The following is a 12,111-nucleotide window of genomic DNA, read 5'->3' on the forward strand; positions in this document are numbered from 1 at the left end:
ATGAGTATCAACAGGATCTGTTGGCAAATTTTGGCAATCACGCTGGTGCTATTTGCACTGGTTGTTAGCCTTATTCGTGGTTTGTTGCCCCATATTCCTGAAGTGCGTACTGAATTAGTTAACTATTTACATACCGAGTACCAACTAGAAGTGCAAATGGATCAATTGAATGCCCAGTGGCAAGCGTTTGGTCCCGCATTAAGCATCAAAAACTTAAACCTGCCGCCACAAGAGTTAATGCCGATCACGGTAATTAGTGAGAATGTCCACATTAAGCTCGATTTTTGGCAATCTGTTTTTACTCTTAGCCCACAAGTTGAAACCGTAATATTTGATGGTGTGAGTATTGCCATTAATCTTGATCAAATAGCAGACGGTGCAGAACACTCTCAATCCACGACTAACTTAGATTGGCTCTATGGCTTGTTATTGGAGCAGTTAGGGCATTTTTCGATAACAGATGCCTCAATACAGCTCATTAGCCGTGATCATGATTACCGACCAATTTACATTGATAACCTTGAGTGGCAAAACAGTCAAAATCGCCATCAGGCACAAGGTTTGGTCCATGTTGATGAGCTTGAATCTAAACACGAGCAATTGATCCTTAAGATAGATCTTAGCGGCGACGGTTATCAACCTGAGTCTATTGCTGGGCAATTGTACGTTTCTGCTGACTCTCTGGATTTAGGTGAATGGGCTTCTCGTCAGCATAGTGCAAAAGCCAATTTAGATAATATTGAGTTTCAAGGGGTCATCAACCTTGATGCCTGGATGACATTTGCCAATAGAAAAGTTCGTGATGGCATGTTGGTGTTTAAACCCAGTTGGTTGCAGTGGCGCGATAGTGACACCCAACAAAAATTTGCCATTGAGTCAGGTGTTTTACAATGGACGCCAGAGCAAGACGGTTGGAAACTAGCAAGCCACGATTTAGCCTTATCGACAAATGACCAGGCCTGGCCACAATTAACAATGGCTTTTGCTGCACGTAACGGCGAAATGTTTGGTTATATCAATCAACTTATACCGCCATTATTAAAACCCATGTTGCCGCTAGTCCCAGATTTAGGCTTAGCGCAAGTCAATACATGGCAACAACTTAACCCACAAGGAACGATTGGGCCGATCAGGTTTTACAAACCCCCACAACAACCGTTTATCGTTAGCGCCGAGGTAAAACAATTACAATGGCAACCCTATGGAGCCGTGCCCGGTTTAAACCCTATTGATCTCACCCTAACCTGGGCAAATAACCAACTGGATTTTGCACTACCGCAACAAGCTTACCAATTTGATTTTGGCGATAGTTTTAGTCAGCCTCTTGCATTGCAAGGTGAGGCAATTAATGGCCGTATCGCGTTAGCTCAACATCGTCTTACAATTGATAACATCAGCTTAAGTAATGCCGATATTGCAATACAGGCAGGGGTCAATATTGCGTTAAATGACACAGCTCATTTAGCGTTAGCAGCCAATATGGATATTTTTGACGTTGCCAATGCTGGCCGATATTTTCCATTAATGGCCATGAGCCCAGCTTTGGTGTCTTACCTCAATGGCGCGTTGAAATCGGGTAAAGTCGAACAGGCTCAAGTGCTATGGCATGGCGAGCTTAGTGGCTATCCTTATCAAGATCACAGCGGTGTGTTTCAAGCCGCATTTACATTGCAAGACGGGCTGTTTCAATTTCAACCTAACTGGCCTGCAGTCAGCGAGTTAACCTTATCTGCTTTATTTGAAAACGCCCTGATGGATCTGCGCATAGACCAGGGTTTGTTAGGCAATGTTGTGGTTGATGGTGCTCGGGTGTCTATTCCTCAGTTAGGCCACACATCGTTATTAAAGGTTGAGGCAGACATTACAGCCGATGCTCAGGCTGCGACCGATGTGATTAATCTATCGCCGCTTAAAGACTCAGTGGGAGCCACACTAGATGTTGTGCAAATTAAACAGCCTATTGGCGTTAAACTGGACTTAGCCATTCCGCTTTATCATGGTGGTCAACAACAGATAAAAGGCCTAGTGAATTTAGTGGATAATCCGGTGTATATCGCCACACCCGGCCTTGAGTTGGAAAACGTATCTGGGCAAGTGAGTTTTGTTAATCAATTAATTGAAGCTAAAGACATAACGGCACAACTGTTTGAGCAACCCTTAACATTCAGTGTTGCTACAGGTAAGCAAAACGAACATTTTGCATTAAATGTGGATATGGGTGGGCGCTGGGATCTCGATACCCTGTCAAGTGAGCTCACAAATCCGCTGACAGGTTTGTATCATGGCGAGTTAGAGTGGGATGGTGCGCTAACGATGGTTTTTGACCCAAGCGGATACAGCTTACAGGTGTCGGCAAATTCAGACATGCTGGGTGTTGCACTTGATTTACCAGCCCCTTATGCCAAAGCCGCCATTGAACCTAAAAAACTCCGCGCCGATCTGATTGGCGATAATAAGCAATCATCGCTGAGCATTAAACTTGGCAACGAGGTGGAGTTTTGGGGCGGATTTAACGCTGAAAATGGCGGACAACTCGCATTTTATGATGTGATGGTTGGGCGACAATTTAAAGTCGGCGACAAACTCAAGAAACACTTTGGCCACCTACACCTCGACTTACCCAAAGTAGAATTAGCGCCATGGCTGCCACTGATTAAACGTTTTAGCGCAGTAGCAGAACCAGAAGTGATAGCTTCATCAGTGCGCGATCGTATTTTAACCGACACAGAAATACCCAGTATTATTGCAGCAAATTCAGCCGTTGCAATTGACGATACTACACAAGCAGCGCTGCCGCCATTAGTTGGGATCCACGCCAATGTGGCTCAACTTAATGTACTGGGGCAAACGTTTGATGAACTGCAATTTGACGCTGAGCCGACAGACAGCGCATGGCGCTTTGATGCCATTTCACAACAGTTTAACGGCAGAATTGATTTATACTCAAATTGGCGTGAACAGGGGATTAAGGTTGCTGCAAAGAAACTTTTCTTATCGTCGCCAAAACAGCTAACACCACAAAACGAACAGCTTGATGACATTCAACACGCTAGCATAGTGATGCAACTGCCTACATTGGCCGTAGAGGTTGACGATTTTAGTTTTGATGAGCTGCCTTTGGGGCACTTAATGTTGCAAGGCCTGCCCACCGACCAAGGTTATCAATTTACAACGCTTTCTTTGACCAAACCAAGGCTATCTTTGCAAGCAAATGGCCAATGGTTACTCAAAGACGGTGCAGACAGCACAGAGTTTGAACTAAAACTTCAGGCAGAAAAATTTGATGAGTTATCAACAACCTTAGGTATTAATCCAGGGCTTAAAGATTCTCCACTAATGCTAAGCGGTAACGTGTCGTGGCTCGCAGCCCCGTATCATTTTTCACTTGATACCTTAAACGGTCAGCTAAAGTTTGACATAGGCAAGGGGTATTTATCTGAAATCAGTGACAAAGGTGCCAGGGTGTTTTCGTTGTTTAGTTTGGATTCATTATTGCGTAAATTGTCGTTAGACTTTTCAGACGTATTTGGTCAAGGGCTGTATTTCAATGCATTTACCGGCAATTTAGCCATTGATAATGGTGTTGTCAAAACCACCGACACAGAAATGGATGCCATAGCCGGTAATATGAAAGTAAGAGGTTTTACCGACTTAACCACCCAAAGCCTTAATTATGATATCCGTTTTGTGCCGCAACTGGCCTCAAGTGTGCCTACCGTGGTATTGCTCAGTACCAGTGCGTGGACCATGGGTCTAGGCGCTTTTGCACTGACCAAAGTGTTAGAACCAGTGATAGAGGTGATTTCAGAAATACGTTTTCGGGTGACAGGGACCATGGACAATCCTCAACTTGAAGAATTAGAGCGTAAAAGCAAAGAGATTGAAATTCCAGAGGCTATATTACCCAGGCCCGATGAAACCATAACGGATGGGAGCCAGACTATGCCGACTAAAGAACAGAATATAGAACAGCAAAACCTGACACCTAAAGCAGAAGCGCCCAAGGTTGATTCAGGCGTTCCCATCGCCAGTGTCGTGACGCTTCAAGGAGCACAATATGCAAATCAGCTTATTACAATGCCAGAGCAGCCGCGATGTTCAAGCCAACCTCGCTTTTATCGACTCGCAGCTTAAGTTATTACCACGAGAGCCTAACGAGCCACAATTAGTGGTATTGCCAGAATGTTGTTTGTTGTTTGGCGGCCACGAAAGTCAACAATTGCAGTACGCCGGTAGCGAACACCAAAGCGAGCTGAAAACTGCGTTGGCCAATATGGCCAAACAGTATCAAGTGTATCTTATTGCTGGCACCATTCCGATGCGTGCTAATGATGGCAGAGTGTTTAGTCGCTGTTATTTTTTTGATGATCATGGCGTCACCCTAGGTCATTACGATAAACTGCATTTATTCGATGTCGATGTTGCCGATGGCACTAAAACCTATCGTGAAAGTGACACCTTTCATCCTGGCAACCATTTGTGTGTCATAGATACGCCTTTTGGTAAAGTGGGACTTGCCATTTGTTATGACATTCGTTTTGGCGATTTGTTTAGGGCGCTGCGTTTAGCTGGGGCTGATTATATTGCCCTGCCATCTGCCTTTACCAAAGTAACCGGCGAGGCGCACTGGCAAGTGTTATTACAGGCCAGAGCCATTGAAACTCAATGCTATTTATTGGGCGCAGGCCAATGGGGGCAACATAATCAAGGCAGCCGAGAAACCTGGGGCCACAGTATGATTGTTGATCCATGGGGCAGGGTGATTGCCCAGCGTGCAACGGAGTGCGGTTGGGCACAAGCTAAGGTCGATCTCAGTGAGCTACAACGTATACGTCAACAAATGCCTGTTATTGGCCATAACCGTTTTATTGCGCCGCAATTAGCCCCTGTTTAGCTCGGCGCTACATACCTCATTCGCACAACGCGTTAGTGATTAATTAAAGAGAATTTGAATGCCATTTTTAACTCAAGTAGAGCAAAGCTTATTGCACGATGGATTAACCTTAGATGGACTGCAAGGTTACTTAAATACCATTCATCAACACAATATTGATTTTTCAGATATGTATTTTCAAGGTTGTCGCCATGAGTCGTGGGTGTTAGAAGATGGCATAGTAAAAGAAGGCAGTTTTCATATTGAACGCGGTGTTGGAGTGCGAGCCATTAGCGGTGAAAAAACCGGTTTTGCTTACGCCGATGAAATCACTCCAGTGGCACTTGATGCCGCCGCGAAAGCCGCTCGTGGCATCGCCAGTGCCGGTCAGCAACATAAAGTGCAAGCGTTCAAACGTCAAACCGCACATAAACTCTACGACAGTGCCGATCCAATAGCGGCAATGGATGAAGTTAAAAAAATTGATTTACTTAAACAAGCCGATGCCTACATTCGTAGTCTGGACAGCCGTATTATTCAGGTTGTTGTAAGCTTATCTGGCGTACATGAAGAGATATTGATTGCCGCAAGCGACGGAACATTAGCCGCAGATATTCGCCCTTTAGTGCGCTTTAATTGCAGCGTTATTTTAGACGATAACGGCAAACGTGAGCGCGGCAGTGCTGGTGGCGGTGGTCGTCATGACTACAGTGTGTTTTTAGCCACTGATGACGCCGGTTTACCACAAAGTTTTGAGTTTGCCCGTGAAGCTGTGCGTCAGGCCCAAGTTAACGTCAATGCCATAGATGCTCCAGCGGGTGAAATGCCAGTGGTATTAGGCAGTGGCTGGCCAGGCGTATTATTGCACGAAGCCGTTGGCCATGGCCTAGAAGGTGATTTTAACCGCAAAGGCAGCAGTGCATTTAGTGGCAAAATCGGTAAGCAGGTTGCATCAACATTAGTCACAGTTGTAGACGATGGCACAATTGAAAACCGCCGCGGTTCGTTAAGCATTGATGATGAAGGTGTGCCAAGCCAAAAAACCACTTTAATTGAAAATGGTATTTTAAAAGGCTACATGCAAGATAAACTCAATGCTCGATTAATGGGCCAGGCGCCTACCGGTAATGGTCGCCGCGAATCATATGCTCACCTACCCATGCCTCGAATGACCAACACCTATATGAATGCGGGTGACACTAACCCTGCCGACATTATTAAGTCAGTTAAAAAAGGCATTTATGCACCTAATTTTGGTGGCGGACAAGTAGATATTACCTCAGGTAAATTTGTGTTCTCAGCTTCAGAAGCCTACTTAATTGAAGATGGTGAAGTCACGCAAGCTATTAAAGGTGCGACCTTAATTGGTAACGGCCCAGAAGCCATGGGATTAATCTCAATGGTAGGTAATGATTTAGCCTTGGATAAAGGCGTAGGTGTTTGCGGCAAAGATGGTCAAAGTGTGCCTGTTGGCGTTGGCCAGCCCACATTAAAAATTGACCGGTTAACCGTAGGCGGCACCGCATAATCTAATACCAATATTTTAATAATGCACCTCAAACTTAAAAGTCTAAGTAACTGTGATTGTTTAGATATTTAATCGAAATGGTAACAGCACATTGATGGGTTTAATGTAAACTCATCAATTTTGATTGAATATTGTTTTGGTGAGTTTGTGCAATGGGTGGCTGATAAAAAACGCGATACAGGGTATAATTCATCAGGGAATAGAGCAAAAGCTCTAGAGGTGATTATGATTGTAGCTAATAGTATGGGTCGATATGTGTGGCGCTTAACGCGAGTGCTAGGCTTGGCTGTTTTGAGTATCACGGCGTTAGCCAATACCAGTGTAGCGTATGCTGAAAACATGAGCTTTTCTCAAGCTTGGTCGCAATTGTTACACGTGAGCGATCAACTCCAGGCCAAAAATCAACTTGTTAATCGTGCCAAAGCAAAAGAAGCCGCGGGTGATGCGTTAAATTATCCATCATTAAATGTGGCCGGAAGTTACACCCGCCTTGAAAAACCCATTGAATTAGATTTACAAGATTTAAATCCGCTTGCATCACTCGATGTGAGTTCATTACCCAGTGCCGTTACTGAAGTATTGGCCACCATTCCAAGCTCCATGTATGTAACCCCATTTACCGAACAAGACGTGTTTCGGGCCAGCTTACAAGCCATGTGGCCGATATACACAGGCGGGCGTATTACTGCAGCTCAAGGGATCCATGCTGCACAGGTATCAGAGTCAGAGTCTGAGTTTGCCCTAGCTCAACGCGAGTTATTTTTACAATTAGTTGAGCGATACTATGCCGTGTCGGTAACGCAAACGTTAGCAGAAACCCAAAAACAGCTGGTGGATTCCTTAAGCTTACATGTATCGCACGCTGAAAAACTTGAACAGCAAGGCCAAATTGCCAAAGTAGAGCGCCTCAATGCACAAGTCGCACTCGAAAACGCCAAAGTGGATTGGGGTAAGGCAAAGCGACAATATGAAATGGCCGACATCGCGTTAGCGCGAATGCTGCATGTACCAAAGGTGAATCCTAGTACAGACTTATTTATGCTTGAGCAACAACCGTCGTTGTCACGGTTAAGTCAGCTCACTTTAAGTGAACACCCAGCGTTAACATTACTTGAGGCCAAAGAAGCGCAAGCAAACGGATTGGTGGACCTAGAAAAAGGCGGATATTACCCAACTGTGTACTTATACGGCAATTACACCTTGTATGAAGACGACAGTTTATTTTCGCAAGTGGAGCCCAACTGGCTGGTCGGCGTTGGTGTGAGTGTTCCGCTTATCAGCCGTGACGGCCACAGTGGTAAGGTGCTGGCGGCTAAAAGTGCATTATTACAAGCGCGGTATACCAAAGCCCAAACCCGGCAAGATTTAAGTTTATTGGTTGATCAAAGTTACCGACAAATGCTGCAAGCCAAAGAGGAGGTTGACGCGCTTGATGTGTCACTTGCATTGGCCACAGAAAACCTTCGATTACGTGAATTAGCATTCAACCAAGGGTTATCCACATCTATTGATCGTGTCGATGCCGAGTTAAGTTTAACTGCGGTAAAAACCAAACAGCTCGGCGCTCAATATCGTTATATGCAGGCCTATGCCAAAGTCATGGCGATAAGTGGTCAGGTCGACGACTATATTAATCGAACTCAAATTCAGGGAGCCTCAAATGCGGACCAATAGAGTTATCGCCGTATTGGCATTGCTGTTGTTATTGTTACTGCTAGGCTATGGGCTTATGCTGGCGTTTACCCCCAAGCCTATGGTGTTGCAAGGGCAAATTGAGGCGCGCGAATACAATATTTCCTCAAAAGTCCCGGGTCGTATTGAGCAGGTGTTAGTGCGTAAAGGCGATAAAGTGGCTCAAGGTGATATTTTATTTGCCATAAGTAGCCCTGAGTTAGACGCAAAACTAATGCAAGCACAAGGCGGATTAGATGCTGCTAACGCAATGCAGCAGCAAGCTAATAATGGTGCCAGACAACAAGAAGTTACCGCCGCACAAGAGCAATGGCGTAAAGCACAAGCCGCGACAGCGCTTAGCCTTACCACTTATCAACGTGTTGAAAACTTATTTAACGAAGGCGTGATTGCCCGGCAAAAACGCGATGAAGCATACACTCAATGGCAAGCGGCAAAATACACAGAGCAAGCCGCTCTTGCCATGTATCAAATGGCCGAAGAAGGCGCTCGCAGTGAAACCAAAGCCGCAGCTGCGGGCCAAACCCGTATGGCAGAAGGTGCAGTGAAAGAAGTGAATGCCATTTTAGCCGACAGCCAAATGCGCTCGCCAAAACAAGCTGAAGTAAGTGATGTATTGCTCCAAGCTGGCGAGCTTGCTCCGAGCGGCTTCCCTGTGGTGAGTATTATTGATATGTCAGATGCCTGGGCTGTTATGCAAGTGCGCGAAGACCAGCTCAGTCTATTTAAGCAAGGACAAACCTTAACCTTGGCCATTCCTGCGCTGCAGCAAAAGGTTGATTTTGTGGTGTCGCACATTAGTGTAATGGGTAACTTTGCCACCTGGCGCTCAACTGAAAGCGGCCACGATTTTGATATGCGCACCTTTGAGGTCGAGTTGACACCAAAGCAACCTATAGCCGATTTACGCGTTGGCATGTCGGTCATATTTCGTCTAGACAAACTTGACCAGTAAGCCACATTTTAAGGCTTAATAATGAGACAGTTATTTAAGCGAGAACTCAACATACTGTGGCATTCTCCCTGGCAGCTCGCATTGATAAGCTATATTCCGCTGATTGGTGTGTTGGCGCTATGGTGGTTGTTTAGTGCAGGTTTACCACGGCAACTGCCCGTGGCGCTAGTGGATCTGGATAACAGCCAAATTAGCCGAATGCTGAGCCGTCAGCTGTTGGCCAACTCAGTGATTGCGCCGCAATCGTTTGCTAATGAAGCTCAAGCAATTGAGGCCATGCGTCAAACTCAAGTATACGCAATGGTTGTCTTGCCTTATCAGCTAAAAAAAGATCTGCTTACTGGGCATCAACCCACCATCGATATTCGCTACAACAGCCAGTTTTTACTAGTGGGTAAATTACTGTCTAGTCAATTACAGTTGAGCCTGGCAGAAGGTCTAAGTCATATTGGCCAACAAAGGTTATTGCTTAACGGGGCCAATAAAGCCACAGTTGACGTCAGCCTCACGCCAATCACTAATCAAACCACGGCATTGTTTAATCGTAACAACAATTACGTTGGCTTTTTAGTGCCGCCCATTCTTATCGCGTTATGGCAATTGTTAGCGATGTTGGTGTTTGTGAACAGCCTTAATAAAGAGCTGATTCTGCATCAAGAACGTTATTATTTACCCCATAATATTGGGGCGCTTATTGCCACCAAAATACTGCTTTATAGCCCTATTATGTTATTGCATAGCGGGTTTATTTTATTGTGGCTTTATCATTACCTAAGCCTGCCAGCAGCTGGCGCGTTGATTGATTTAGTGCTGGCGCAATTTGCTATGTTACTGGCGTTATGGACACTGGTGTTGGTGATTTTTATGGCCATGCGAGATAGCGCGCGTACCGTGAGTTTTTGCACGGCATTATTGGCTCCAGCCTTTGCATTTATGGGAATAACCTTTCCGGTTAATGATATGCCTTTGCTTGCTCAGTGGTGGCGCTTAGTGATGCCATCGAGCCATTACATTGACTCTCATGTAAGCGTCATTAGCTATGGTGTCGACCTACCCTATGTTGTGGCACAAATGGGTTCCTATTGGGGCTTTTTATTGCTAGTGCCCGTGATTGTGTGGTTAGCCCATAAAGCCAAACAGCTGCCTCGTAATCAATTGAGCACCACCATAAGCGACCAGGAGGCGAGCCAATGAGTTTTTGGCAGTTAATGCTGGCTGAAGTAAAAGCCATTTTGGCCGACAAGGCCATCGCGGTGACGCTATTTGGCGGGGTGTTATTTTATTCGGTACTGTATCCGCTTCCTTATTTGCAACAGGTGCCAACAGAGCAGCAAGTGGTGGTGGTTGATCACGATAATTCCTCGCTTAGCCGCTTAGTGACCCGTCATGCTGATGCCAGTGCCAAAATACATATACTGGCTAACTTAGCCAGTATTGATGAAGCCCAAGCTTGGGTAAACCAGGGCAAAGCTCACGGCTTGTTAGTGATCCCGGCAAACTTTAGGCGAGATCTATTAATAGGTAAGGGGGCAACCTTAAGTTATGGCGGCGATGCCAGTTACTTTTTAATTTATTCGGCGGTAGCAGAGGGCTTAGTTGCAGCAGGAATTGATGCCAGTAAACATGTGCAACTTATTGGTTTATTGTCTCGGGGGCAAAATCCGCAGCTGGCAGAGCAAAGTGTTAACTCAATTAATATTAATGCCAATCCTGTATTTAACCCAAGCCTTGGATACACCCCGTATGTGGTGCCCGGGCTATTTTTACTCATTTTGCATCAAACGTTGTTAATTGGTACAGGCATTTTAGGGGCGGGACAATGGCGCAAAAAAGGCTATTGGCAACAGGTTAGCCCAGGCTTGTTAGTGATGGCCCGATTAAGTGTATTTTTACTCATGTATGGCGTGTTTAGTGGTTTTTATTTGGGTTACTGTTTTTATTGGTATCAAGTGAGTGTTTTGGCAACTATTATCGAAGTTGCTTTGTTTATGTTGCCTTTTTTATTAGCAACAGGTGCATTAGGAATACTGTTGAGTTGCATGTTTAAGCGGCGTGACTTTCCTACCCAATTGTATTTATTGATGTCGATGCCGGTACTTTTTGTATCGGGGTTTGTGTGGCCCATCGCATTGATCCCAGAGCCTCTTGTTGCTGTGTCGCAGGTTATTCCTGCTGTGCCGGCTATTATGGGAATGCTAGAGTTAAATCAACTCGGTGCGCTGTGGTCTGCGGTACAACCCAAGTGGCTACAACTTTGGGTTTTATTTGCTGTGTTTGTTTGCCTTGCTATTTGGGCTGTTGCGCAAAAACAAAAGCAAGCGGTTGGCATAAAAAGTGACGTGTTAAGCGAGTAGGGTAAAAAAATAGACAGGTAGTCAACTGTTCCGCCTGTCTATTTTATCACATTGAGAGTGCTGTGATTGGCCCTAAAGGGTATCAAGTTGATTGACGTGAACCGTAACGGTTTTTGGTCAACCTCCAATTATAGCACCCCTGATTGAGCTGTGTTTAATGCTGCTTCTAGGCGTTCAAGATTGTGCTTGTAGATACTGCTGCTGTCAGCTTTTGCTGCGCGCTTAAAGTCTTCTAATGCGCCTAAATTGTCGTTGTTGAGAAGCTTCATCACACCACGGTTATTGTATGCATAAGCACGCACTGACATTGATGGAATAGCGACTTGAGTGCGAGCGCTTTTTACGGCGGCGCTACAGGCTTTTTCTGCTTTTTCCATGTCAGACATTTGAATGTAACCTGCGCATAAGTTCACGTTGCGAGAATAGTCGTCAACCGTATATTTACTTGCAGACAGAGTTGCAGTTAGCCCTTCTTCTACATTACCAGCTTGCAATGCTGTTACACCTGGTACATCTTCAATTAATACCATTTTATATGCAGTACTGCTTAACGCTTGGCCTTGTATATCGGCCATCACACTTGTTGATGTGGTAAGTAATACTGAGGCACAGATTAGGCCATTAACAATGCTCTTTTTCATGGTTTGCTCCTTTTAAGTTGTTGTAGCGCCGCGCTACAGGTGAACTTTAGTGAAAAGGAATACAGGCG

At 45.2% G+C, this 12,111-nt stretch carries 8 protein-coding genes; 7 read left to right on the forward strand and 1 reads right to left on the reverse strand.

The window, feature by feature from the left end; genetic code table 11:
- From K8B83_RS04310 to K8B83_RS04340, 7 genes are all read left to right on the forward strand, one after another.
- Complete coding sequence (locus tag K8B83_RS04310; RefSeq protein WP_223419222.1) at positions 1 to 4,134, forward strand: YhdP family protein; 4,134 nt, start codon at positions 1 to 3, stop codon at positions 4,132 to 4,134.
- Positions 4,058 to 4,894 (forward strand): carbon-nitrogen hydrolase family protein, encoded by an 837-nt coding sequence (locus K8B83_RS04315; protein ID WP_188739624.1) that lies wholly within the window; start codon positions 4,058 to 4,060, stop codon positions 4,892 to 4,894. Before K8B83_RS04310 ends, K8B83_RS04315 begins: the two co-directional genes overlap by 77 nt.
- A gap of 58 nt (positions 4,895 to 4,952) precedes the next feature.
- Positions 4,953 to 6,401 (forward strand): metalloprotease TldD, encoded by a 1,449-nt coding sequence (gene tldD / locus K8B83_RS04320; protein WP_188739623.1) that lies wholly within the window; start codon positions 4,953 to 4,955, stop codon positions 6,399 to 6,401.
- A gap of 225 nt (positions 6,402 to 6,626) precedes the next feature.
- Positions 6,627 to 8,075 carry a TolC family protein gene (locus K8B83_RS04325; RefSeq protein WP_223419223.1) on the forward strand — a complete coding sequence of 483 codons (1,449 nt, stop codon included), beginning with the start codon at positions 6,627 to 6,629 and terminating at the stop codon, positions 8,073 to 8,075.
- Entirely contained in the window at positions 8,062 to 9,048 is a 987-nt protein-coding gene (locus K8B83_RS04330; RefSeq protein ID WP_188739622.1) for an HlyD family secretion protein, read from the forward strand. The genes K8B83_RS04325 and K8B83_RS04330 overlap by 14 nt, the downstream gene beginning before the upstream one ends.
- Before the next feature lie 21 nt (positions 9,049 to 9,069).
- A complete protein-coding gene (locus tag K8B83_RS04335; RefSeq protein ID WP_188739621.1) occupies positions 9,070 to 10,242 on the forward strand; it encodes an ABC transporter permease in 1,173 nt (390 codons plus the stop codon).
- The gene (locus tag K8B83_RS04340; RefSeq protein WP_188739620.1) at positions 10,239 to 11,402 is read left to right on the forward strand and encodes an ABC transporter permease; all 1,164 of its coding nucleotides are present in this window, start codon (positions 10,239 to 10,241) and stop codon (positions 11,400 to 11,402) included. The genes K8B83_RS04335 and K8B83_RS04340 overlap by 4 nt, the downstream gene beginning before the upstream one ends.
- A 128-nt stretch (positions 11,403 to 11,530) precedes the next feature.
- Here the strand turns inward: K8B83_RS04340 and K8B83_RS04345 are convergent, their stop codons facing one another.
- On the reverse strand, positions 11,531 to 12,043 hold the full coding sequence (locus tag K8B83_RS04345) for a tetratricopeptide repeat protein (protein WP_188739619.1): 513 nt from the start codon (positions 12,041 to 12,043) through the stop codon (positions 11,531 to 11,533).
- Positions 12,044 to 12,111: the final 68 nt, after the last annotated feature.

Source organism: Shewanella inventionis (assembly GCF_019931735.1).
Classification (GTDB): domain Bacteria; phylum Pseudomonadota; class Gammaproteobacteria; order Enterobacterales; family Shewanellaceae; genus Shewanella; species Shewanella inventionis.

Bases quoted from the DNA above. Each gene is read 5' to 3' on its own strand.
- K8B83_RS04310 (WP_223419222.1), top strand. From the start codon at position 1: ATGAGTATCAACAGGATCTGTTGGCAAATTTTGGCAATCACGCTGGTG.
- K8B83_RS04315 (WP_188739624.1), top strand. From the start codon at position 4,058: ATGCAAATCAGCTTATTACAATGCCAGAGCAGCCGCGATGTTCAAGCC.
- tldD (WP_188739623.1), top strand. From the start codon at position 4,953: ATGCCATTTTTAACTCAAGTAGAGCAAAGCTTATTGCACGATGGATTA.
- K8B83_RS04325 (WP_223419223.1), top strand. From the start codon at position 6,627: ATGATTGTAGCTAATAGTATGGGTCGATATGTGTGGCGCTTAACGCGA.
- K8B83_RS04330 (WP_188739622.1), top strand. From the start codon at position 8,062: ATGCGGACCAATAGAGTTATCGCCGTATTGGCATTGCTGTTGTTATTG.
- K8B83_RS04335 (WP_188739621.1), top strand. From the start codon at position 9,070: ATGAGACAGTTATTTAAGCGAGAACTCAACATACTGTGGCATTCTCCC.
- K8B83_RS04340 (WP_188739620.1), top strand. From the start codon at position 10,239: ATGAGTTTTTGGCAGTTAATGCTGGCTGAAGTAAAAGCCATTTTGGCC.
- K8B83_RS04345 (WP_188739619.1), bottom strand. From the start codon at position 12,043: ATGAAAAAGAGCATTGTTAATGGCCTAATCTGTGCCTCAGTATTACTT.